The organism is Erwinia sp. S38 (assembly GCF_016624545.1).
GTDB lineage: Bacteria > Pseudomonadota > Gammaproteobacteria > Enterobacterales > Enterobacteriaceae > Erwinia > Erwinia coffeiphila.
Map to the genome: position 1 here is coordinate 26,166 of NZ_JACVTS010000013.1, position 23,555 is coordinate 49,720.

Below are 23,555 nucleotides of genomic sequence, written 5' to 3' on the forward strand. Positions count from 1 at the left end.
GTTCTGATTCCTCTGGCTGAAAGTTAAATACCTGTACGCTGTTTTTTACGGCCCGCAACGTGTTCGGCCCGCGCCTGATTCACGCTTTCGCGCTGGCTGACTTCCGGCACGCCGACGTCCCACCAGGCATCGCCCGGCGTCCATTCGTGTGGGTGTGTGTCGATGCAGATGACCGTGGTGCGATCGTTACCCTTCGCCCAGTCCACGGCATCGGCCAGTTCATCCAGGCTGCTGACCTTGCGGGCGAGCGCGCCCATCGACTGCGCGTTGGCAACGAAATCGACGTGGAACGGTTCGGTAACCCGGCAGTCCTTGAGCAGGTTGTTAAACGACGCGCCGCCCTTGGCGTTTTGCAGACGGTTAATCACCGCGTAGCCGCCGTTGTCGCACACCAGCAGGATCAGCTTGTGGCCGGAAAGCACGCTGGAATAGATATCGGAATTCATCATCATGTATGTGCCGTCACCGATCAGCACGAATACATCGCGATTCGCGTCGATCATTGCCGTACCCCAGCCCGCAGAGATTTCATAGCCCATGCAGGAGAAACCAAATTCGCAGTCGAAAGTCCCGGGGTTTTTTACCTTCCATCCTTTCACCAGCTCGCCCGGCAGTCCGCCCGCCGCGCTGATCACGTAGTCTTCGGCAGCGGCGCGTTCATTGACCACGCCAACCACCTGCGCGTAGGTCGGTACGCCGGTTGTTACCGTGCGCTGCTGGCGTGCGGCGATCAGCTGATTCCACGCGGCAAAGGCGGTTTTACCGCTGTCCAGCCAGCCCGCATCCACCGCATAGTTGCCGAGCGCGGCATTGAGCTCGCGGATACCTTCGCGGGCATCGGCGACCAGCGGCAGCGAGAAGTGCTTATGGGCGTCAAAGCGCGCGGCGTTAATGGCAATAAAGCGCGCATCGGGTGAAAACACCGTCCAGGAGCCGGTGACGAAATCCATCAGTCGGGTGCCGATGGCGATAATCACATCGGCTTTTGCCGCCAGCGCGTTGGCGGATGTCGACCCCAGAATACCGACCGGGCCGATATGCAGCGGATGATCGTGGGTCAGCGTGCCTTTTCCTGCAATGGTTTCCACCACCGGGATGCCGCGCTGGCGGGCGAACGCTTCCAGCTCGGCCTCAGCCCGCGAGTAACGTACGCCGCCCCCGGCGATAATCAGCGGATGCCGGGCGGAAGCCAGCAGTTCGGCCGCCTGCTCCAGCAGCTGCTGGTCCGGGCGAGGGCGCGGGATGGTATGAGCGCGGCGGGCGAAAAACGCTTCGGGGTAGTCGAAGGCCATCTCCTGCACGTCCTGGCACAGGCCGATAAAGGCCGGGCCGCAGTCCGCCGGGTCAAGCATGGTTGCCACCGCCTGCGGCAGGGAAGAGAGGATCTGCTCCGGCCAGGTGATGCGATCCCAGTAGCGGGTTACCGCTTTAAAAGCGTCGTTGACCGTCTGGCTGGGATCGCTGAAGTGCTCCACCTGCTGCATGACCGGGTCCGGCACGCGGCGAGCGAAGGCATCACCGCAGATCATCAGCATCGGCAGGCGGCTGACGTGGGCCACCCCGGCCGCCGTCAGCAGGTTTGTGGTTCCCGGGCCGATAGAGGCGGTTACCACCATAATCTGCTGGCGCAGGCGCGCTTTGGCAAAGCCGACGGCGGCGAAGGCCATCGACTGTTCGTTCTGACCGCGCCAGGTCGGCAGCACGTCCTGTGCGCTTTCCAGCGCCTCACCAATGCAGGTGACGTTGCCGTGGCCGAAGATGCCGAACACACCGGGGAAAAGCGGGACCTCTTCACCGTCTACGTGAATAAACTGATTGCTCAAATAACGGACCACCGCCTGTGCAGTGGTGCAACGATAGGTCGACATAGTTTCTACCTGCTGTAGGGCCCGTAATCAGGCTGGTTATAGAAATTAATTTGCTAAAAACACAAACAAGCAATTTTAGTTGCAAATCCGGACGTAGCCCTCCCAAAAGGGAGAGCGTTAAACCGGACTGCGGCTATTTATGACTGCTTTTCTTACCTTCCTCGCGGATTTGCGTGCGTTCCGTCAGCGTGGCAATACGCGGCTGCTCCTCTTCAGGATGCAGCTCGGCGGCCAGCGCCAGCGCGATGCACTGTACCAGGCACACCGGTGCGGCCAGCGAGCGGGAAAAACTGTATTCCTCTTCCGGGATGGTGAACAGCACCCGGGCGTCCTTGGCCAGCGGAGACAGTACGCTGTCGGTAATCGCAATCAGCGGCACCTTTTTCTGCCCGGCAATATCGGCGATCTGCACCACTTCCTGCGCGTAATGGCGGAAGGAGACGGCAATCAGCGCATCACGCGGGGTCATGTTCATCGCCATATGCGGGGCCAGTCCGCCGGACATATCCAGCAGCACGACCTTGCGGTTAAGCATGGTCAGCAGGTAGCGCAGCAAAATAGCCACCGGCTCAGAACGCAGCTGCCCGGCGATAAAAATCGTGTCGGCGCGGCCCATCAACTGAGCGCTGTGGTCGAGATCGGCGGCGGTGACGCTTTCCAGCATACCCTGGAGCGTGGCGATATCCCGCACCACTAAATCCTGCAGAAAACCGAGGTTGCCGAGCTGCTGGTTTTTTTGCAGATCGTTTTCCAGCGCCACAATGCGCTCGTTATAACCGGGCGCGGTGGTCGCCAGCCGGGTCTGAAACACCGCCTGCATCTGCTTAAAGCCGCTGTAGCCAAAGTGCTGGGCAAAGCGCACCAGCGTTGACGGGTGCAGCGCGCAGCGGGCGGCAATAGCGTTGATTGACTCCAGCGCCACGGCGTTAGGATTCTGGGTAATAAAACGCGCCACCTGCTGAAAACGATCCGACAGCTGCGGATAGCGGGCAGTGATGTCGTTCACCACCTGCTCGTAGTTTTTATGCGGCGGTGGGATATCTTTCCTGTCTGTCTCTTTACGGCTCGCCATCGGCTTTAACCCTTAACGTTTTATTCTGACCGCAGGCTATCGCAACTAAAATTGCATTACAATTTTCATTGCAATTGAAATTTCCAAAAGCGTGATCTGACTCAGAAGTTGCGCATTTCATTCTGTTCTAAAAAACGTAGAAACTCTCTCAGCGAGTGGGTTTTACTCTTTATAAATTTATTAAAAATCATATTGATAATTCATTTCAGATGCTGAAATACCCAGCGTAAACAGCGCTAAATTTGTTACTGCAATTTTTATTGCGTTTTTTTCTTGTTTGCAATTAAGTTAATAACCGGTGGCGGTGAACAGGCAACGACATCCGCCGAATTAACATCTCCGATCCCGGTCAGGGCGGCAGGAAAACAGGGTCAGGCTATGTATAACGACTACGGGCAGTTTATTAACGGCGACTGGCGACAGGGCCGCAGCGGCGAAACCATTGTGGTTACCGATCCGGGGCGCGACGAACGGCTGGGCGAGATCGCCGCCGCCTCCCGCGAAGATACGCTGGAGGCGATTGCCAGTGCGGAAGCGGCACTGGCACCGTGGCAGGCGCGGCCCGCCTGGGAACGGGCCGATACGCTGCACCGCGTGGCGGCAGAAATGGAGCAGGCCCGCGAGCAGGCGGCCCGGACGATCTCCCTCGAGAGCGGAAAACCGCTGGCGCAGGCCAGCCGCGAATGGACGCTGGCTATCGATCAGTTCACCTGGTACGCCGAAGAAGCACGCCGGGTATATGGACGTATTGTGGAAAGCCGCGTGCCGGGCGGGCGCTGTGAAGTCTCTCACCAGGCTGTGGGCGTAGTAGCTGCCTTTACCGCATGGAACTTCCCGGTGGTGCTGATCGCCCGCAAGCTGGCCCCGGCGCTGGCGGCGGGCTGCACCGTGGTGCTTCGCCCCTCCAGCGAAGTGCCCGGGTCTGCAATGGTCATCATGACCTGCCTGCAAAAGGCCGGACTGCCGGCGGGCGTGGTTAACATGGTGGTCGGACCCACGGCCAATACCTATCAGCCGCTGATTGAATCGCCGGTGGTGCGTAAAGTGACGCTGACCGGCTCCACGGCGATTGGGCAGCAAATGATCCGTGATTCAGCTGCCACCCTCAAACGCGTCAGCATGGAACTGGGCGGCAACGCGCCGATGATTGTCTTTGAAGATGCCGATATCGAGAAAGCGCTGGATCTGGCAGTACCGACCAAGTTCGCCAACTGCGGTCAGGTATGCGTGACCGCCGATCGCTTCTATGTTCATAAATCGGTTGCGCAGGCCTTTATTGAAGGATTCGCCCGTCGCGCAGCGGCAATTAAGGTTGGTTACGGGCTGGATGAGGGCAGTGAGATGGGGCCGCTGATCAACACGCGGCGGTTGAAGGCGATTGAAAACATCGTCGAGGACGCACGGCAGAAGGGCGCGCGGGTGGTGACCGGCGGGCAGCGCATTGCCGATAAGCCGGGCTTTTACTTTGCGCCCACCGTGCTGGCCGATGTACCGGACGATGCGCTGGCGCTGGCCGAAGAAAACTTTGGCCCGATCGCTGCCATCACCACTTTCACTGACGAAGCCGACGTTATTGCCCGCGTGAACCGCAGCGAGCTGGCGCTCTCCGCTTATGCCTTTACCCGCGATGCCGCACGCATTCGCCGCGTCGCTCAACAGTTGCAGGCGGGCATGGTGGGTATCAACAGCTTTGCCCTGGCCTCGGCCGACGTGCCGTTTGGCGGCATTAAGGCCAGCGGTATGGGCAGCGAGGGCGGTGCGGAAGGTATTTTCGAATATATGAATGTCAAACTGACGCAGGTGGTCCTGTAAGGAAGCCACAATGATAAATAGCAACGTTAAGCGTTTATGGGCAGAAGGGCACAGCGTGCTGAACGGCTGGCTGTCGGTTGCCAGCCCGTTCACCGCTGAGATTATGGCGGCGCAGGGCTACGACGCGCTGACCATCGATATTCAGCACGGTCTGGTCGGCTACGAGACGGCCACCACCATGCTGCAGGCAATGCGTGCCAGCGGCGTGACGCCGATGGTGCGTGTGCCCTGGCTGTCGCCGGGCGACATTATGAAAGCGCTGGACGCCGGGGCCTGGGGCATCATCTGCCCGATGATCAACAACGGCGAGGAAGCCCGACAGCTGGTGTCCTGCGTGCGCTACCCGCCGCTCGGTTCCCGCAGCTTTGGTCCGACGCGCGTCACCTTTGCCGCCGGGCCGGATTACGGCCAGCATGCGGACAGCGAGGTGGTGTGCTTTGCGATGATTGAAACCGCCGAAGCGGTGGAAAAAATCGAGGAAATAGTGCGAACACCGGGGCTGGACGGCATCTATATTGGTCCGGCGGATCTGACCCTGGCGCTGACCGGGCGCCGCTACCGTACCGGTTTTGACCGCGAGGAGCCGGAAATCATCGACGCCATCCGTCATATTCTGGATCGGGCGCACGCTGCCGGGATTCGCGCAGGTCTGCATAACGGCAGTCCGGAGTACGCCGCACGGGCGGTGGCGTGGGGTTTTGATCTGGTTACCGTCTCTAATGATGTTCAGCTGTTGCGCGGTGCGGCGGCGGCCAGCGCCACGCGCTTTCGCCAGCTGACCGGTACTGCGCCACAGGCTAAAGTCCAGCAGGGGGGATACTGAGATGCCGCATGTACTGATTGCCGGAAGTATTCATCAGGCCGGGTTGAGCATTCTGCAAAACACCCCCGGTTTTACTTACGAGCTGGTGAAAGAAGTGAGCACCGCCAGCTATGCGCCGTTTATCGAACACGCGGATGCGCTGCTGCTGCGTACCCAGCCGCTGACCGCCGCAGAAATTGAGCAGGCTCCACTACTGAAGGTCGTTTCCCGCCACGGCGTAGGTTACGACGCGGTTGACGTGGCGGCGCTGAACGAACGCGGTATTCCGCTAACCATCGTCGGTGACGTGAATTCGCTGTCGGTGGCGGAACACACGTTTGCTCTGCTGATGGGCGTAGCGAAGCAGCTGCGGGTTTACGATGAAAATCTGCGCAGCGGCAACTGGAACTGCCGCAACAGCTTCTCGGCGATGGAGCTGTCGGGGCGCACGCTGTTTGTGCTGGGCTTTGGCCGCATTGGGCGGGAAGTGGCGAGAATGGCGCGCTGCTTCAATATGTTCGTGGTGGCCTACGATCCTTACGTGGCCGATGAAATCTTCCACGCCCTCGGCGTGGAGCGCATTACCGAACTGGAGGCCGGATTAAAAATCGCCGATGCGCTGACCGTGCATTTGCCGCTCAGCGACAGCAAGCCGCTGATTGGCCGCCGCGAGCTGGCGCTGCTTAAACCGCAAGCGATTGTGATCAACACCGCGCGCGGTGGGATTATTGATGAACAGGCGCTGATCGACGCACTGAAAAACGACCGTCTGGGCGGCGCGGGGCTGGATGTTTTCAGTCAAGAACCGCCGCCGCGCGATTCGGCGCTGCTGCACGCCTCGTATCGTCTGATCCTCAGCCCGCACTCTGCCGGCCTGACCGAAGAGGCGGCGATGCGGATGTCGGTTTCCGCCGTGAATAATATTATTCATTATTTCAGCGGCGAGCTGGACGAAAACTTAATTGTTAATTACCGACAGATAAATAACACGCACGCTATTTAACGGCTGGCGAATAATAACTTACCCGTCCTCTACAGGAACTGACTATGTTGAAAATAGCCGTGCTCGGTGCTGGCCGCATCGGGAAAATCCACGCCGCGAATATTGCCACACACCCGCAGGCAACGCTGGTGGCGGTGGCCGATCCTTTTATTAATAGCGCAAACGCACTGGCAGATTTATATGGTGCTAAAGCCGTATCCGATCCGCTGGAATTAATTAATGACGCGGATATCGATGCGGTTATTATTGCCACACCTACCGATACTCACGTTGATTTAATGCTGGCCGCCGCGCGCCAGGGAAAGAAAATATTATGCGAAAAACCTGTCGATCTGGATTTAAAACGCGCCGCCGACGCCTGCCGTCAGCTTGAGGAAATTAACGCGCCGGTCATGGTGGCATTTAACCGTCGCTTCGACCCCAGCGCCAGCGAGCTGCAGCAGGCCATTGCCGGTGGTGACATCGGCGATTTGCACCAGGTGGTGATTACCAGCCGCGATCCGGATTTCGCGCCCATGGACTACCTGCGCCATTCCGGCGGTATTTTCAGCGATATGGTGATCCACGATTTTGATATGGCCCGCTGGCTGCTGGGCGAGGAACCGGTCGAAGTCTACGCCAGCGCCAGCCGCCTGCTGAAGCCGGAACTGGCGGAGTTTGACGATTACGACACGGTGATGGTGCAGATGACCACCGCATCCGGCAGACAGTGCCATATCAACTGCAGCCGCCGCGCGGTATATGGCTACGATCAGCGGCTGGAGGCCTTTGGCTCCGCCGGCATGCTGCTCAATAACAACCAGCGGGCCAACAGCGTGCGTCGCTATACCGCCGCAGCCACGGAAGTGCAGGCCCCGCTGGAAGCGTTCTTCCTTGAGCGCTATGAGCAGGCCTATCGGCTGGAGATGGATGCGTTTATCCAGGCCGCGCTGGGCAAGCGCGCCATCCCCGTTACCCCCTTTGATGGTCTGATGGCGCTGAAGCTGGCGGAGTGCGCCGCGCGTTCTGCCGCCAGCGGCAGGCCGGTAAGTGTTGACTGATTCCTGACGGAGAACGAAAAAATGAAAAAGATTGGCATTGGTATTATCGGCACCGGCTTTATGGGGTTATCACACGCGCTGGCCTATCGCGCGGCGGCGGGCATTTTTCCGGGTGACGGGGTGCCGGAACTGATTACGGTAGCTGATGTAGACGGTGCAGCGGCAGAGCGGGCGGCAAAACGCTTCGGCTTTCGTCGCCACACCGATGACTGGCAGTCGCTGATTAACGATCCGGAGATCGACGTGGTGTCGATTACCACGCCGAACCGTTTCCATCTGGAGCAGGCGCTGGCAGCAATTAAAGCCGGTAAGCACGTGCACTGCGAAAAGCCGATAGCGCCGACCAGCGAAGAGGCGCGGATCATGACCGATGCCGCCGAGGCGCAGGGGGTGATCACCCAGGTGGGCTTTAACTATCTGAAAAACCCGCTGATCAAGCTGGCCAGGGAGATGATCGACAACGGCGATCTGGGCGATATTGTTAGTTTCCGTGGTATTCACGCCGAAGATTTTATGTCCTCGCCGCTGACACCGTGGTCATGGCGGCTGGACCCTGCCGGCGGTGCGGGGGCGGTTGCCGATCTTGGTAGCCATATTGTGGCGATGGCGCGTTTTCTGCTGGGGCCGGTGGTAGCGGTGCAGGCGGATCTGGAGACGGTCATCAAGCAGCGCCCGGTGGCGGCAGGTGCGCATGAGCAGCGAGCGGTTGAGGTGGATGATATCGCCCGCCTGACCGTAGAATTTGCGCGCGGCTGCAAGGGTAGCATCGAGGCCAGCTGGGTGGCGATGGGCCGTAATATGCAGCTGGGCTTTGAGGTTTACGGTACGCGTGGGGCGTTGCATTTTACTCAGGAGCGTTTTAACGAGCTGCACTATTATCGTCACGATGCCGACGGTGGGGTGCGCGGTTTCCAGAAGATCGAAGCGGGTCCGCAGCAGCAACCTTACGGTGCGTTCTGCCCGGCACCTGGTCATCAGTTGGGCTTTAATGATTTGAAGACGATTGAGATTGCGGAGTTTCTGAGAGCGGTATCCGGTGGGGAGTTCAGCGGGCCGGGGTTCCGTGATGCGATGGAGATCCAGCAGGTGATTGATGCGGCGATTCGGTCTTCGCGTGAGCAGCGGTGGGTGGCGGTTTGATTTTGGGATGAAGGTATGGCGATGGCTGAAGGGACGGCTGGACGATCGGCGACGCTGAACGCTGAACGCTGAACGCTGGACGTTTGGCGATCGGCTTGAGCGGCTGTGCCCTCGCTCGGGCGGGTCCTCGCGCCGCTTCGCGGTTCCCTCACTTCGTACGTCAGCCTTCAGGACCAGTACAGACGGGGCGTCCTGCCCCGGCTGTACTTTTTGTCCGCGTCCATGCGGCCAAATCCTGGCTTCCTTTCTGCGTTCAGCGCTGCGGATTGCCCGTTCGAGGGCACAGCCACTCAGCCTGATGGCTCAGCGTGGTCTGCGGGAAGGTCTGGGATTTTTGGTTTTTCCTCTGCGTCCCAGTGGTCAAAGCAAGATTCTAAAAGCGATGAAAATTTCAAAAGGGACAGCCTCTGCTGCTGCGTAAGGGTATCCGCAGCGCTGAGGTGGAGCCATTGCACCAGGAGACGACAGCAGGGATGCTGGCGTCAGGCCGGGTTTGAACAGGGACGTTCAATCCTGGCCGATCCGTCGGCGCGATGGCGTAACCGAAGGCACCGCAACGCGCCGCGAGGACCGCCCTGGAGCAGCAGCAGAGGCTGAGCCCATAAACAAGTTCTCCAGCACCATCGGTTTGAACTCAGAATCATACTGGTGAATTAGTGTTGATTGACCTCGTGCTATCTGTTTGAGGCCATGCTACAGGCCCCATTGAGCAGCGGCTGTTTCATACCTGTTTCTTCCCATTAGTCGAGGTGCCTTCCAGTTTTAAACTGGCACTCAGCCCGATGAAGATTTAACCTTGTGTTTTGTGGTGTTAATAAGGAGAAGTCATGCGCCAGAGGACGATCGTTTGCCCGATTATTCAGAACGAAGGTGAGTATCTGTTATGCAAAATGGTGGCGGACCGCGGAGTATTTCCCGACCAGTGGGCGCTTTCCGGTGGTGGAATGGAACCGGGAGAAACGATGGAGGCCGCGCTCAGAAGGGAAATTCGTGAAGAGCTGGGGGACGAGCTGGAAATCACGGAGGTCAGGCCGTGGGCTTTTCGCGATGACATTCGTACAAAAACCTATGCAGACGGCTCAACCGAAGAGATTTATATGATTTATCTCATCTTTGACTGCATCAGTGCTAACCGCACAATTTCGTTTAATGAAGAGTTTCAGGAAGTCCGCTGGGTGCCTGCGGATAAGATAGGGGAGCTGGATCTGAATGAGGCCACGCGCGTGACCTTTAGCCAGAAAGGGCTGATTTAAATCGCGAGTCTGGGGTCGGTACCGCGCTATAATTTGCGCACAGGGCTGCTGAAGAAAACGCCGCGGCCATTAATACCGAAAGGGTTACATGCATACAAAACGGTGACACGGAGGAGAGCCTGTTATGTCATATTACATTAAGCCAAACAGGGGTGAGCGACTAGCACCGCTCGACGACGAGAAAACAGTGTTTCAGGCATTAGTTTGTGCGGAGCTGGAGATGTGCTCTGGCAATGCCCAGGAGCGTAAAGTTCAGTATAAAGCCAGCCTGGCTAAGGCTGCGAAGCAATCTTCCGCGAGCTTATTAAGACAAAAGCTGAAAGGTTGTCTTGTGCGTGAACGACAGGAAATGTAACCCTGTTTTTGTTGGTACAAAGGCCCATCTGCGGGCCTTTGTTGTTTTAAATTCGTCTAATCGAGAGTTGTTTAGCCAGGCATACGCTCAAGAAAGAAGTCGCGCCCTTTTTTAACCATACGCATGCCTTCGCGGCCAGAAGCGCTGGCGATGCGGAAAAACTCATCACTGCTGATATCCCAGGCCAGACGGACGCGCTCGCCGCCGGACTTAATGAAATTCCTTGCTTCATCCACGTTCAGTGCGTTGGTTTCAATAGCCTGGGTTGAATGACGACTCATAATTCTTCCTTAGTGACGTATGCAATGCCGTTCTCTTCGAGTGGACAGCATCTGATTTAGCTACAGGAAAACGTTTGCTCTGAGCTAACTGTCAATTTCCTGAAACATTTCCTTCATCTTACTCAGAAAATTTATTGCCTCAACTGACGATAACCTGCTGAAACTAAGATTATTCCTACCAGCCTCTGAAAGGGGTTGCAATGATAAGAGTAGCTCGATTAATTGTTATATTATAACATATCAAAAATTATCATCACGGACCGACTTATGCAGCGTATTCCCCTGACCATTCTCAATGGTTTCCTTGGCGCAGGGAAAACCACCTTACTGAAAAGTTTACTGATGCAGGCGCAGAATCAGCGGCTGAACGTTAGCGTAATCGTGAACGATATGAGCGAACTGGATGTTGACGGCGTGCTGATTGCCAACACCGAGCTGGTGGGGCAGCAGCGGCAGAATTTTATCCCCATCTCCGCCGACAGCATCAGCAGCCCGACCGGAGTTAACAAGCTGGCACAGGCGCTGGAACAGCTCGCTGCAAATCAGCCTGATATGATCCTGCTGGAAACCTCCGGCAGCAGCCATCCGCTACCGCTGATTAAGCTGTTGCGCGATCATCCGCTGGTGCAGCTAAAGGGCTTTCTTTCACTGATTGATGCCGTGATGCTGCAAAGCGACTATGACGGCGGTGAACAGCTGATCCCGCGCTGGCAGCGCAACCTTGAGCAGTGCCGTGGTGGCGTTGAAAACCTGCTGGCAGGGCAGATCCTGTTTTGCAGTCATCTGATGCTAACCAAAGTCGATCGACTGAATGCCGATGCCGTGCTCGATATAGCTCATGCAGTGCATCCCATTAACCCTGCGGTAGCGGTGATGGCGCTGCCGTGGGGAAATTTGCCGATAAGCGAGCTGTTGGCGTACCCCGAATATGATTTTTATCGCGTGGCAAAGCTCGTCGAGGAACTGGAGGAAGAGGTCGAGCAGTTCACCGATGCCGGCGCACCGTACGACATTGAATCGCGGGTGATTGCGGACGATCGTCCATTCCACCCGCAGCGGCTGTGGGACACTTATCAGCAGTTTCTCGGGGCCGGAATCCACCGCAGCAAGGGCTTTTTCTGGCTGCCGGGGCGGGACGATCTCGCTCTGCTGTGGAATCAGGCGGCGGGCAGCATCAGCCTGGAATTTATCAGCTACTGGAAAGCAGGCGTACTGCGACATGAAAACAGCCTGCTGAATAGCGAAGAACGACGCATTCTGCAGCAGCAGCTGGATGACATGCCCGGGCGTTTTGGCGATCGGCGATGTCGCCTGACGGTGATTGGTTTGTCCGGGCAGCTCGATCCCTTTGTCTCGGCGCTGCAGCGCTGTTTCCTCAGCGAGGAGGAAATTGACTGGTGGCAGCAGGGCGGCACTTTTGCTGACCCCTGGCCGAAAAGCGTTGCCAGACTGAAGTCGTAAACCGACCCGAATACTCATTATGGAGGCCCGTGTGCCACAGAGCAGTAAAGAAGAGCAGAAGCTACTGGCGATGTCGCCCGCAGATTATATGAATGCCCAACAGCTGGCGTTTTTTCAGCAGCGTTTATTGCAGGACAAACAGGATCTTTTGGCGCATATCGACCAGCTGAAAGCCAGTTTGCAGTGGGGAGATAACCAGGGTGATGAAGCCGATAAGGCAATGCGCGAAGAAGAACTGAGGCTGCTGCTGCGCCAGATCGATCGCGAAAGCCGCCTGCTACCGAAAATCGATGCCGCACTGATTCGTATCAGAAAGGGTGAGTACGGCTACTGTCAGGAGTCCGGCGATCCTATCGGCCTGCCGCGTTTGCTATTGAGGCCAACCGCCGAGCTGAGCATCGACGTGAAAATGACCCACGAAATGAAAGAAGCCGCCTGGCGTAAATAGCGTTGGTCGGCGCATTTTTTTTCTGCGCCATCGTGCTCGGATCCTGGTGCTGGTGGAACGGATGACTAAAGGCTTCACGCTTAAGGCTTAAGGCTTCAGCTGCGCCAGATAATTAATCGTCGGGGTCAGCATCTGTCTGACCGCCATTTGTGCCTGCTGCGGATCGCGGGCGGCAATCGCCTCATAAACCGCAGTATGCGCCTGTAAATTGGGCTCGGGGAAAAGGTTCAGCGCCAAAAACTGCTCAATATGATGCCGCACCGAAACGCTGAAATAGTGGTACAGAGCACGCATGGCTTCGTTGTGAGAAGCTTCAACCAGCGCCTGGTGAAAACGGCTGTCCAGCGTGACAAACTCCGCCATATCTCTGCCCGATGAGTAGTCGCCGCGCAATTTTAACGCGCGCTTCATCGCGGTTAAATCTTCCCGCGTACGCCGCTCGGCTGCGTATTTAGCTGCTTCGGATTCAATCATGCACTGTAATTCGAAGTGATCGCGCAGGCTGCTTTTGTCGACCTGGCGCATAATTTCCGCCGGGTCCAGCACGCTGCGCACCCAGGTTCCATCCCCCTGACGCACCTCCAGCATACCGGAGTGGGAGAGAACGCGTACCGCTTCACGAATCGTATTGCGGCCGACGTTATACAACTGCGCCAGTTCGCCTTCGGTGGGAATTCGCTCACCAACCGGCCAGCTGCCGTCGCCTATAGCGGCACGTAGCGCGTCGATAACCGTATTGACCAGCGGCTGGCGCATGATTGCCTGGGGTGATTTCATCGTTCAAAGCCTGATTGTTGATAAAAACATTATCCTATCATCCGATCAATTTCAGCACCATGCTGGCGTAATCGTTATTAAAAATCATTCTCATTGTCAGTTTAAACATAGGATGATAGGATTTTAAACATCCTATGTTTAAAGGATCGATGACGATCGATTTTATGATGTCGTCATAAAACACCCCCTTATCCGTTGTTCAACCTCTGTTCTAACGAGCTGAAAACCATGAATGATTTCAGGATTGACCCCGTACGCCGACCAATTGCGGTATTGATTGCCGCAGCGCTGGGCAACACATTGCTTTCTCCTTTTGCCAACGCCAATAACAACGGCGATGAAACGCTGACGGTCAGCGCCAGCACGGAGGAGAGTGCCTGGGGGCCGAGTGGGAGTCTGGTAGCTAAACGCAGCGCCAGCGCCACTAAAACCGATACGCCGCTGGTTAAAACGCCACAGTCGGTATCGGTAGTTACCCGTGAAGAGCTGGATCTGCTCGATCCGCCTACCGTTAAGGATGCACTGCGGTTTGCACCCGGGGTAATGGTAGAGAGCCGTGGGTCGGTGTCCGGGTTTAACTCGGTGAATATTCGCGGTTTCTCGCAGATTTCAGACAATGTCTGGCTGGACGGACTCAAGCTGGCGGGCGACGGCTACACAAATTTTCAGGTTGACCCCTACCTTCTGGAACGTGTAGAGCTGCTGCGCGGCCCGGCCTCGGTGCTCTACGGTGCCAGCGATCCGGGCGGTGTGATTGCGCTGGTCAGTAAGCGTCCGACGGCGGAGACGCTGCGTGAGGTGCAGTTCAAGATGGGCAATCACAATCTTTATCAGACCGGGTTCGATTTTGGCGGCGCGGCGGATGACAGCGGCGAATTTCTCTGGCGGCTGACCGGGGTGGCCAGCGATCGCGATGAACAGCAGGTGGGTGAAAAGGCGAAGCGCTATTCGCTGGCTCCATCGCTGACCTGGCAGCCGAACGACAATACGCGTATCACGTTCCTTAGCCAGTTCAGCGATGAACCGGACATTGGCTGGTTCGGCTATCTGCCAGCCGAAGGCACCGTCACCGGCGGGGCAGCGGGTAAACTACCAACGAGCTTTAACGATGGTGAACCGGGATATAACAAAATCTCCCGTAAGCAGATGCTGCTCGGTTATGACGCGGAACATCAGTTCGGCAACGGCTGGAGCCTGCGGCAAAATCTGCGCTACGCCACCGCAGAAATGGATTATCACACGATCTATGGCAGCAAAATTTCCACCACCGATGCCACACAGCTCACGCGCGGTGCGCTGGAGATGAAAGAGCAGCTCAGCACGTTTTCGGTCGATACGCAGTTGCAAAATCGCTACCGCACCGGCGAGATCGAACACACCAGCCTGCTCGGCGTAGACTATCGCCACCTTCGTAATGATATCTGGCACGCTTTCGGCAGTGCATCAAATCTCAGCCTGACTCAGCCGGTTTACGGCAACACCGACGTGTCGTATTTCAGTCTGAGCAGCCAGGTGGACCATCAGCAGCAAACCGGTGTTTATGTCCAGGATCAGGCACAGTGGCAGCGCTGGATGCTCACGCTGGGCGGGCGCTATGACTGGGCAAAAAGTGATTCAGTGAACCGCTCCGCAAGTAACGCGCTGACTGAACAGAACGACAGCGAATTTTCCTGGCGCGGAGGGCTGAACTATCTGTTTGATAACGGTATTGCACCGTATATCAGCTACAGCGAGTCGTTTTTACCAACCAGCGGGACTGATTATTACGGTCATACTTTCCAGGCCTCCCGCGCGAAACAGTATGAGGCAGGCATCAAGTATATCCCTGCCGAAGGATTGATTTCCGCCAGCGCGGCGGTGTATCAGCTGACCAAAGATAAAAATCTCAGCACCGATCTGGACCATATTTACAACTCAATTCAGAACGGCGAAGTCCGCTCGAGGGGGATTGAACTGGAAGCGAAAGCGGCGCTGACCTCCAGCGTCGATGTCATCGCCAGCTACAGCTACACGCAGGCAAAATTCACCCGCGACAGCCAGTATCAGGGCAACCAGCCGTATGAAATCCCGAAAAATATGGCCTCGCTGTGGGGAGATTATACCGTCCATAACACTGTACTGAGCGGACTGACGCTCGGCATGGGCGCACGCTACATTGGCTCTACGTGGGGTGATAATGCCAACTCCTTTAAGGCGGGGGCGGTAACGATTTGGAACACCGCGCTGCGCTACGATCTGGCACGGTTCAATCTGCCGGGCTCATCGCTGGGACTTAACGTCAATAACCTGTTTGATAAGCAGTATGTCGCCGGATGTTATGCCACGACGGCCTGCTACTACGGTGCGGAGCGCCAGATTACCGGTACTGCCACCTTCCGTTTCTGAGTCATAAAAGGGAGGAGGCAGTCCTCCTCCCCCAAACCGGGACAGATCCTTCATTAGGCAGATCGTCTATGGCGATTTTCTCTGCCCGGCCAGGGTCTGGCAGAGATTATTGCTGTACCGATAGCAGGCGATCGGCCGTCAACAGCGCCTCCGTTTCGCTGGCGACAATCAGCATGGGATATCCCCAAAACTTGCGGTATCCCACGGCAAACTCCTGGGCCGCGTCGCGCAGGGCGGCGTCCGGCTCGATAAAAATAGCCGCCAGTACCCGCTGACGCAGCAGCGCACGGTGGGTTTTACGCCACTGGGCAACGTACTGCATTTCGTCCTTGCTTTGTGGGTAAGCGGAAAAATCCAGTCCTTCGGCATTGAGTAGAACAAAAGATTCACCGCGTTCAAGCAGCTCCAGGTACAAAGCGAATCCTTCTTCCGTCGACTGTGTTTTGTCGATCAGATACAGCCAGACGCGGGGAAAATGAGAAGCGTTAATTAACATATGGATAATCCTAATGGCATCAGTTAAGCGCTTTAGCGTAAATCAACGGCTGCTGGCCGGCATTGGCGGGTTCGGTCATTCCGTTGCCCGTTTCGGCCATGACACTTGTGTGGCAAGGGGAAGAAGGGATGGCTGATACCCTAATCCGCTCCTCGCCATTAATTTCCGGCGCGGACGGAAGTGCGATAACCGCCTGTGGCATTACCCGCTGCGATAAGGACTGGCGAATCCCCGGACATCGCCACCGGTTCAGCCAGCTGATCTATGCCCTGAGCGGTGAACTGCGCTGTGAAACGCCGCAGGGGATCTGGTGGGTGCCGGCACGCGGTGCGGTGTGGATACCGCGCGGTGAGCAACACGCGGCCAGTGGCAGGGGGGAAATGGCCAGCTTTCACCTGTACGCGGACGAGTTGATGCCGCCACACTGCGCGACCCTGCAACTGACAACGCTGCTCGCCGAGCTGCTACATCACGCCGCACAATTTTCGCATCCTGCGTCGTTAAGTGCACGGCAGGTGCGCCTGCTGGCCACGCTGCGGGATGAGCTGGCGGCCGCCCCGGTTGATGTCTTCCCGCTGCCGCTGCCGTCCGATACCCGGCTTAACCGGCTGATCGCGCAACTGATGGCTTCACCGTCCGACAAGACACCGGCGGCAGAGTGGGCCAACCGCATCGGCATGAGCGAGCGCAATATGTCCCGGCAGCTGCTGCGGGAAACCGGTATGAGTCTGGGCCGCTGGCGACGACAGCTGCACATCGTGCTGGCTTTACGCCAGTTACGGCTCGGTGATGCAGTACAGAATGTCGCGCTGACGTTGGGGTACGAAAACGCCAGCGGATTTATCACCATGTTTCGTAAAATTACCGGAAAATCCCCGGGGCGCTATTTAGCGGAAGAGCGGTCGTCTCAATATTACCCCGGCTCACAGGGGGCACTGTAATGCTGAATGAACGATGCTTTTCACCGGATAACCGAACCACACTTTTTGACCCGGCCAGGCATTCTCCCAAACTGTTAGCCATGGCGTTCAGGCCTGAGAAATAGGAATTTTTACCTTTTACACTATTCGCACTGGCAGTAGATTTCAGCTATCGACAGCGCGGGTCAACACCGGGGATGCTGTCGGGAAAAAAACAATCATAAACACTATTTCTACCTGCCATTGTTGCTAATGGTAATGAGGTTAATCATGCTTTTAAAACGCAGCTTTTCTGTAGCAGTCGTGGTACTGCTGACGCTGTCAATCACTGCCTGTGGACATATGTCTAACCGGGGCAGAAACACGGCGATTGGTGCAGGTATTGGTGCGATTGGCGGTGCGGTACTGACCGGAGGAAGTTCTCTCGGCACCGTAGGCGGCGCGGCGGTGGGGGGCATTATTGGCCATCAGATTAGCCGCTGATTAATTCGCTGTGTCAGTCAGTTCGCAGAAAAAACTAACCTGCTGGTAAATGCTGGCGGGTTAGGTTGCTAAAACCAGCAGCAGTTCAATTTCCCTTCTTTTTCGCCAGTGCTTCCTCAATAAGTTGATCGATACCGCGAGCAGCGGCCATATCCACCGCTTCACTGCGGGTAATTTCATTGAGTCTGGAGAGGCGGTTGATTTTGCGCAGCAGCGACATGCGTAACGAAAGCGATATCGCTTTTTTCTTATCCTTATCGAGAAAGACACGACTAACCGTTTCAGCGGGTTTTGCTTCGGCATTTTCAGTCAGCGCTTCATTCATCCGGCGCAGTGCCTTTTTATCCAACTGGCCAATACCGGTTAACTGATAAGAGTGGCCTGCTTTACTGTATTTAATTTCAGCCGCGTAGGATTCGCGCAGTTCTTTCAGCGCACGAGTCAACGTGGGTTCGGAACAGTTCAGGGCAGTAATAATCGTCTCGGCAGCCACCGGTTTTCCAGAACCGAGAAGGATTGCCAGCTTATAAATTCGGGCCTGTCGCGTGCTGAGATGCATAATAAGTCGCTGCCTGGATTCATCATTATAGTTTTATGGCCCGCAGCATAGCACGGTACGCGCAGTTGCTGGCAGGATCGTCTGAGGGTTAGCTCAGCTTTTGGTCAGTGCGGTCATCAGCCTGATCGCATCCTGATTTTTCTCGCTAACAATGCCGTATACCTGAGCACGAGCAAGGATGGCTGAGGCCCAGCGGCGATGGGTGGCCGGTTCGCACATCGCGCCCTGCGACTTAAATACCGCCTGACTGGAATTAAGGATGCGCAATGCATCAGCGTGATCGCTGGCCGACACCATTAGCGCAGCTTCAATGATGCCAATCTGGCTGGGATGAATGGCGGTTTTACCCACCAGTCCGTGCAGCATATCCAACGCCAGTTCACGATCCATGATTTGCCGATCGTCAATGTGCTCACAAACCGGCGCGGTCAGGGCAAAATCCCGCGTGGCAAAGACTGAAACCAGCATTTTAATCACGTAGCCCATCGGGCCGTCGTACAGGGTGAACTCCCGCGAACGGCGCAGTGAGACGACATTCATTAAATCATTACCGCCGATGCGCAGGGCAATAATACGCTGACGACACGGATGATTCGCCAGTGCAGCAGCCAGCTCTCGCATCTGCACCACGTCGAACACTTCTTCAGTTTCCAGCGTTGGCATCATGCACAGGTGAGAATCTTTAAGCATTGCCCACCAGACAGGCAGGCAGTGGCGCGTGAATTTGGGCAGTACAAGACCATCGACACCGCTCAGGTCCCAGTCGGCAGCCAGTTCCGCCCCCATAGTGATATCGCGCGGGCGGACAAATACCAGCGGCCAGTTTGCGTTACCCTGTAACTTTTTAGCTGCTGCAAGGTGCGTCAAAACCTGGCGCAGGTTGCGGCGGGCCAGGGGAATATCGGCGTCACTGACGGCATCTTCAAGACAGATAACCAACGAACGCAACCCATCAATCTTATTGTGCAGCACGGCGTCAACGATATCGGTGCGGGTAGCGGGCATGTACAGCGTTGCGCCCAGGCGCCAGGGAGAAAGCCGTTCGTTCATCAGAGTACCTTCTTGATAATGGTGACCGCCCGATACTGACCAATGGCCTCGCCCACGGCGGTTACCGCGATGCCTTTCTCATGCGCCAGATGCAGCAGCAGTGCGACATCGGCATCGTCGGTCGAACGCACCAGCACGTGATCCGGCACGCGGCGCAGCACGGCTCGTGTGGCTTCAGCAATGCCGGGTTTGATGCGATTAATACTGGTGATGTCGTACTGCTCCGCCAGTTGCTTAATGACCGCTTCACTCTGCTGCCGCAGTCCGGCATTCTGCTCGGGAGCCCACGCGCAGGCTTTAACCTCACCCAGCATGCGACGGCGAGCGGCGACCGTCTCCACCAGGTGACGGCTGCATTCGAAGCGTTCGAGATGATGGCAAATCACGCAGCCGTGGAACCCTTCGCTACGCCAGATCGAGCGTGAAATCATGCCGGAAACCGGCGCACCCATAATGCCAAACGGAATCAGCCAGTCGTCGTCGCTGGCCGACAGCCAGGAGCGACCACAGGGATCGGCCAGCACCACAAGACGCGGATAAGCCGGATAGCCAGGGCGATCCTTGAGTGAACGGATTAACTCACCGGTGATAGCCCCTTTGCCGGTCCAGCCGTCAACGAAAACAAGGCCTTCCGTACCGTGGCGCTGTTCAATCCAGTCCAGCGCGGCGCTATCAATGCCGCGATCGCGGATAATGCTGATACCGTAATGATAAGATTCTTTTCCGCACTCACGCAGCGCCTGCTGCAGCATCACGCCCAGCGGCACCCCGGCACGGACCAGACTTGCCAGTACTACCGGCGTATCGGGAAAGCGCTCAATCAGCGCCTGCGCCAGCATCGCCACCTCTTTTGCCAGCCGCTCCGCTCCGCGATCCAGCGCGCGGGCAAACAAATCCAGATGCCATTCGGTTGGCTCCGGCTCCTGGCTCAGCATTTCTGAATAGTGCTTCGCCCCGGACTGGATCAGCGCTTCTTTGCGATCGACCGGCGTCATTTCCATTTCCACCGGCGTCAGCAGAAAATGAACGTCCTGCGGCTGGTAGGAGCCTGAAAACGGCAAAAAATCAGTCATGGTCGGCCTCCCTGAACAGCGCTTCGTTAATATGATCTGCAAACTGACTCTGACGCGGCAGGCCGTACCAGCTGCACAGCTTCATAAAGCGATGATCGCTCAGGCTGTCGCCGAGACCAATCACCGGAAACACGCCGCGCTCGGCGCGCAGTCGTTCCAGCAGGAAACTGACCGCCAGCCCTTTTTCCACCACCACCGGCAGCCAGGCTACATTGTTGCTGTTGCGATGGATATACCAGCCTGCGGTGGGGAACCGCTGCTCGATCTCATCGGCGATGGCGTACAGCTCATCCAGTTTGGTGCTGTCGCGATGCTTCATGACCAGATAGATCGGCGTCTGCTCGTATTCATAGTTGATACGCGCCCAACCGTTAATATTGCGCTCCGCCATCAGTTCGGTGATCTGCTGCTGCATGGCTAGCAGCTGCGCCGCATACGGTGCCAGTTTTGCCAGCATCAGTGCCTGCCATTCGGCATCCGCTTCACCCTGTGGATTAAGGATCACCGCACCGTGGGTAGCAACAGCCCAGGAGCGGAAGGGGATTTCAACGCGGGCGATCTCTTCAGTGCCGCGTGCGGTGACGGGAATTAAATCGCAGTGTTCCAGCATCCAGTCAACCAGCATTGCCTGTTCTTCGGTCATAAAGCTGCGCGGTTGCAGGCTGCGGTCCAGCGCGCCGGTGCGAAACGGCTCCAGAGCCAGCTCATCGACCATTTTGCGGCGGGTCTGAAACAGCGTGTCGTCAAGATCGGAGAAAATTACCGGCTTATTCATAGCTGAGTACCTCAACCTGAGGCGCAACCCGGGAGAGTGCGTCAATCAGCGCAGGATCGAGGCTGTCGGCAGGCGTTTCGCTGCACAGCAGAATTCGGTCAAACTGCTGATGGGCCACGTTGTAAACATAGTTCGGAATGCCCAGGCCATAGTTATCGCTGAAAGCAATTGCCGACTGAATGGCAAATCCGGTCGCTATCGGCGAGCGGGTGGTGGAGCTGTACTTTACCTCGGCACCCTGACGCTCCAGGCGTTCCGCCAGCAGGAAGGGTTCCCAGATGAATTCGCTGGTGCCGAGCACGAGGATCTTTTCACCCACGGACGCGACGATATCTTTGCCGAGATCGCCTGCCGGAGCATCCATGCCCAGACGGCCCCAGTTTTGCCGCCCGGTGACCGGTACGCTGCCGCTGGCGGTTACATTCACCGCCGGCATAATCGGGATCGGCGCATCCGGGTTTTTCTCCCAGTGCCAGTCGCCGCGCACCAGCGCCACGGTGGTCACCGGTAGCGGGCAGGCTCTGGCAATCGCGTCGCCGCTCCAGTCAGTGAGTGTCACGGTGATCACCCGCTCGATACCGGTCAGTCCGGCGTCGTTTCTCAGCGCGGCCAGCAGATTAATAAAGGTGTTGCCGGTGGTGGCTTCATCATCGATCAGAACCAGCGTGCGGGCATTCTGTACCCGGCGGCGTAACTCAACGTCAGCGGGTAAGTAGAGCAGGTGGTCGGTTGCGTGGCTGTGGTCTTCTTTAAACTCACATAGCAGCTCGCCGCTAACCGGATGGCGCGTTGAACTGAGATAGACCGACTCCGGCGCGCGCTGGCGCATCTCATCAAACACGCCCGCCCCCAGACCCACGGCGGTTTCCGCCATGCCGATAAACAGCACCGGGCCTTCAGGCAGCGCGGGGAACTGCGCGGCGAGCTGGCGATAAACACCGCGCATGGTGGCCGGGCTGACCGGAATATGGCGACCCAGCACTTTACTGACAAACAAAAAGGCGCGTTTCGGATTACGGCGTTCGGCTACGTCGAACAAATCATCCAGCGGGATGGTGTTACCGTTTGGCGTTACGCTCAGCGTGCCGCAGGTTAAGGTTTTGCGCCACAGTGGCGAAGAGATTGCAGTCATTCTCGTTTCCTTACGGGATCAGGTTGGTCAGCGGTTGATAACGCACGACGTCAGTTATCGATCGCACAGTGGCAGGCGAAAAATCACGGATAGCGCTGTCACGTACCTGCTGTGCGGTCATCAGACCCAGGCGTCGCATGGCGAACAGGCCGGGCAGATTGACGCCGCTAAAGCGGGTGTAGCCGATACCACCGGAAGGGCGCATGTTGATCTCCAACAGCAGTGGCTTCCCACTGGCATCATGGCGGGTTTGTACATTCACCAGCCCGTCGGCCTCCATCGCTTCGGCGCAGGCGCGTCCGAGTTCGTAAGCTTCACCACTGTTTTCCAGATGTTGCAGCGCGCCGTCCTTGCGTCGTGCTACCGCCGCCAGCACAGAACCTTTTTCAACCAGCATATCAACGGAATACTCCGGACCGGGCAGCCAGGGCATCAGCACCAGCGGCTCAACGCGATCGGCAGCGTCCAGCGCCTGTAAATAGAAATGCGGATGGACCCGGCGGCTGTCGGGGTGGGTAAATGCAGCCATCGGAGAGGCAGATTCATCAAAACGCCAGAAACCCATGCCATAAATACCCGTAACCGGCTTCACGCACAGGGGCGCATCGCCAAACGGTGAGTCCAGCAGCAGCTGGCGCAGCTGCGATGTGGAGTCAATGCGCATGGAGGGGACGACCGGCAGCCCGCGCTGCGCCATCGACTCAGCAAAGCTGACTTTGTCATCGGCGAGATCCAGCATTTCAACCCGGGTAGCGCCGGTGGTCAGACTGGCTCCACTGGTTTCAATCTCCGCGCGGCGGGATTCGAACCAGCGGGCATTGCGCCCGGTATGAATCGCCCGAATACCGTGCTGTTCGACCGTGGAAAGAATAAACGCCAGCCGCCGTTCGTCTTCCACAGGTTCAATCAGAGCAAAGTCGCCCTGCGAAAGAATTTCATTACGTTGATGGCGATGTGACGCGAAAATGGAAATCGGCTGCTGCGATGCTTCAGCAGCAGCAGAGATACCCTGAATAATATCGCGCTGTGAGGACAAACCTTCCATCAGCCAAATGTTCATTGTCATTCTATAGTTATCCGGTAGGGGCGAAGTTGCACAGCAAATAAGCATCGAGTGTAGGGAGCCAGAAGAATGTTGTCAATCATATTATGATTAACGTAAAGACGTACCAGTTTCATCTAAAGAAGTGTAAATAATACGATGTTATATTTATTTTTTAATCATTAAAGTTAATTAAAATCAACAAGTTAAATCAATGTCATAAATGAACAAAAAAAAGGATCTTGTGCAAGAACATCATCATGATATGATTTTCTACCTCAAGGATTGTGACGTAAAAGTCAGTCGCCTTTTTCATTACTCATCTTAA

23 protein-coding genes are annotated in these 23,555 nt (G+C 56.8%); 12 read left to right on the forward strand and 11 right to left on the reverse strand.

What is annotated here, in order from left to right:
• Nucleotides 1–23 precede the first annotated feature (23 nt).
• Both iolD and IBT46_RS15280 read right to left on the reverse strand, forming a co-directional pair.
• Nucleotides 24–1,868: a 3D-(3,5/4)-trihydroxycyclohexane-1,2-dione acylhydrolase (decyclizing) gene (gene iolD, locus IBT46_RS15275; protein ID WP_200546373.1), complete on the reverse strand. Its 1,845-nt coding sequence runs from the start codon at nt 1,866–1,868 to the stop codon at nt 24–26.
• A gap of 133 nt (nt 1,869–2,001) precedes the next feature.
• Nucleotides 2,002–2,940 carry a MurR/RpiR family transcriptional regulator gene (locus tag IBT46_RS15280; RefSeq protein WP_200546374.1) on the reverse strand — a complete coding sequence of 313 codons (939 nt, stop codon included), beginning with the start codon at nt 2,938–2,940 and terminating at the stop codon, nt 2,002–2,004.
• A gap of 378 nt (nt 2,941–3,318) precedes the next feature.
• On the opposite strand from IBT46_RS15280, the gene IBT46_RS15285 reads away from it, so the two are divergent.
• The 7 genes from IBT46_RS15285 to IBT46_RS15315 all read left to right on the forward strand — a co-directional run bounded on the left by IBT46_RS15285 (nt 3,319) and on the right by IBT46_RS15315 (nt 10,345).
• A complete protein-coding gene (locus IBT46_RS15285) occupies nt 3,319–4,752 on the forward strand; it encodes an NAD-dependent succinate-semialdehyde dehydrogenase (RefSeq protein WP_200546375.1) in 1,434 nt (477 codons plus the stop codon).
• Nucleotides 4,753–4,762: 10 nt separating this feature from the next.
• A complete protein-coding gene (locus IBT46_RS15290) occupies nt 4,763–5,575 on the forward strand; it encodes an HpcH/HpaI aldolase/citrate lyase family protein (RefSeq protein ID WP_200546376.1) in 813 nt (270 codons plus the stop codon).
• A 1-nt stretch (nt 5,576) separates the two neighbouring features.
• Nucleotides 5,577–6,557, forward strand: a complete 981-nt coding sequence (locus IBT46_RS15295) for a hydroxyacid dehydrogenase (RefSeq protein WP_200546377.1) — start codon at nt 5,577–5,579, stop codon at nt 6,555–6,557.
• A gap of 44 nt (nt 6,558–6,601) precedes the next feature.
• Entirely contained in the window at nt 6,602–7,597 is a 996-nt protein-coding gene (gene iolG / locus IBT46_RS15300; RefSeq protein WP_200546378.1) for an inositol 2-dehydrogenase, read from the forward strand.
• Nucleotides 7,598–7,618: 21 nt separating this feature from the next.
• Nucleotides 7,619–8,737 (forward strand): Gfo/Idh/MocA family protein, encoded by a 1,119-nt coding sequence (locus IBT46_RS15305; RefSeq protein ID WP_200546379.1) that lies wholly within the window; start codon nt 7,619–7,621, stop codon nt 8,735–8,737.
• An 827-nt stretch (nt 8,738–9,564) separates the two neighbouring features.
• Entirely contained in the window at nt 9,565–9,990 is a 426-nt protein-coding gene (nudI, locus tag IBT46_RS15310) for a nucleoside triphosphatase NudI (RefSeq protein WP_200546380.1), read from the forward strand.
• Between the two features lie 124 nt (nt 9,991–10,114).
• The gene (locus IBT46_RS15315) at nt 10,115–10,345 is read left to right on the forward strand and encodes a hypothetical protein (protein ID WP_200546381.1); all 231 of its coding nucleotides are present in this window, start codon (nt 10,115–10,117) and stop codon (nt 10,343–10,345) included.
• Between the two features lie 71 nt (nt 10,346–10,416).
• Here IBT46_RS15315 and IBT46_RS15320 read toward each other — a convergent pair whose 3' ends face one another.
• On the reverse strand, nt 10,417–10,626 hold the full coding sequence (locus IBT46_RS15320; protein ID WP_205064639.1) for a hypothetical protein: 210 nt from the start codon (nt 10,624–10,626) through the stop codon (nt 10,417–10,419).
• Nucleotides 10,627–10,893: 267 nt separating this feature from the next.
• On the opposite strand from IBT46_RS15320, the gene IBT46_RS15325 reads away from it, so the two are divergent.
• Both IBT46_RS15325 and dksA read left to right on the forward strand, forming a co-directional pair.
• Nucleotides 10,894–12,087: a GTP-binding protein gene (locus IBT46_RS15325; protein WP_200546382.1), complete on the forward strand. Its 1,194-nt coding sequence runs from the start codon at nt 10,894–10,896 to the stop codon at nt 12,085–12,087.
• A gap of 70 nt (nt 12,088–12,157) precedes the next feature.
• Nucleotides 12,158–12,535 carry an RNA polymerase-binding protein DksA gene (dksA, locus tag IBT46_RS15330; RefSeq protein WP_105595671.1) on the forward strand — a complete coding sequence of 126 codons (378 nt, stop codon included), beginning with the start codon at nt 12,158–12,160 and terminating at the stop codon, nt 12,533–12,535.
• Nucleotides 12,536–12,622: 87 nt separating this feature from the next.
• Here the strand turns inward: dksA and IBT46_RS15335 are convergent, their stop codons facing one another.
• Nucleotides 12,623–13,312, reverse strand: a complete 690-nt coding sequence (locus IBT46_RS15335) for a FadR/GntR family transcriptional regulator (protein ID WP_200546383.1) — start codon at nt 13,310–13,312, stop codon at nt 12,623–12,625.
• Nucleotides 13,313–13,540: 228 nt separating this feature from the next.
• On the opposite strand from IBT46_RS15335, the gene fhuA reads away from it, so the two are divergent.
• The gene (gene fhuA / locus IBT46_RS15340; protein WP_200546384.1) at nt 13,541–15,697 is read left to right on the forward strand and encodes a ferrichrome porin FhuA; all 2,157 of its coding nucleotides are present in this window, start codon (nt 13,541–13,543) and stop codon (nt 15,695–15,697) included.
• Nucleotides 15,698–15,803: 106 nt separating this feature from the next.
• Here the strand turns inward: fhuA and IBT46_RS15345 are convergent, their stop codons facing one another.
• Nucleotides 15,804–16,193: a hypothetical protein gene (locus IBT46_RS15345; RefSeq protein ID WP_200546385.1), complete on the reverse strand. Its 390-nt coding sequence runs from the start codon at nt 16,191–16,193 to the stop codon at nt 15,804–15,806.
• A 128-nt stretch (nt 16,194–16,321) separates the two neighbouring features.
• On the opposite strand from IBT46_RS15345, the gene IBT46_RS15350 reads away from it, so the two are divergent.
• Together IBT46_RS15350 and IBT46_RS15355 are read left to right on the forward strand one after the other, a co-directional pair.
• The gene (locus IBT46_RS15350) at nt 16,322–17,134 is read left to right on the forward strand and encodes an AraC family transcriptional regulator (protein ID WP_200546386.1); all 813 of its coding nucleotides are present in this window, start codon (nt 16,322–16,324) and stop codon (nt 17,132–17,134) included.
• 249 nt (nt 17,135–17,383) lie between these two features.
• On the forward strand, nt 17,384–17,596 hold the full coding sequence (locus tag IBT46_RS15355; RefSeq protein ID WP_105595629.1) for a glycine zipper 2TM domain-containing protein: 213 nt from the start codon (nt 17,384–17,386) through the stop codon (nt 17,594–17,596).
• A gap of 85 nt (nt 17,597–17,681) precedes the next feature.
• Here the strand turns inward: IBT46_RS15355 and IBT46_RS15360 are convergent, their stop codons facing one another.
• The 6 genes from IBT46_RS15360 to IBT46_RS15385 all read right to left on the reverse strand — a co-directional run bounded on the left by IBT46_RS15360 (nt 17,682) and on the right by IBT46_RS15385 (nt 23,251).
• Nucleotides 17,682–18,155, reverse strand: a complete 474-nt coding sequence (locus tag IBT46_RS15360; RefSeq protein WP_200546387.1) for a tellurium resistance protein TerW — start codon at nt 18,153–18,155, stop codon at nt 17,682–17,684.
• A gap of 93 nt (nt 18,156–18,248) precedes the next feature.
• Nucleotides 18,249–19,205, reverse strand: a complete 957-nt coding sequence (locus IBT46_RS15365) for an HpcH/HpaI aldolase/citrate lyase family protein (protein ID WP_200546388.1) — start codon at nt 19,203–19,205, stop codon at nt 18,249–18,251.
• The gene (locus tag IBT46_RS15370) at nt 19,205–20,278 is read right to left on the reverse strand and encodes a cysteine protease StiP family protein (protein ID WP_200546389.1); all 1,074 of its coding nucleotides are present in this window, start codon (nt 20,276–20,278) and stop codon (nt 19,205–19,207) included. The genes IBT46_RS15365 and IBT46_RS15370 overlap by 1 nt, the downstream gene beginning before the upstream one ends.
• Nucleotides 20,271–21,053 (reverse strand): hypothetical protein, encoded by a 783-nt coding sequence (locus IBT46_RS15375; RefSeq protein WP_200546390.1) that lies wholly within the window; start codon nt 21,051–21,053, stop codon nt 20,271–20,273. Before IBT46_RS15375 ends, IBT46_RS15370 begins: the two co-directional genes overlap by 8 nt.
• Nucleotides 21,046–22,185, reverse strand: coding sequence for a phosphoribosyltransferase domain-containing protein (locus tag IBT46_RS15380; RefSeq protein WP_200546391.1), 1,140 nt, complete (start codon nt 22,183–22,185; stop codon nt 21,046–21,048). Before IBT46_RS15380 ends, IBT46_RS15375 begins: the two co-directional genes overlap by 8 nt.
• Before the next feature lie 10 nt (nt 22,186–22,195).
• Nucleotides 22,196–23,251, reverse strand: a complete 1,056-nt coding sequence (locus IBT46_RS15385; protein WP_200546392.1) for an ATP-grasp domain-containing protein — start codon at nt 23,249–23,251, stop codon at nt 22,196–22,198.
• Nucleotides 23,252–23,555: the final 304 nt, after the last annotated feature.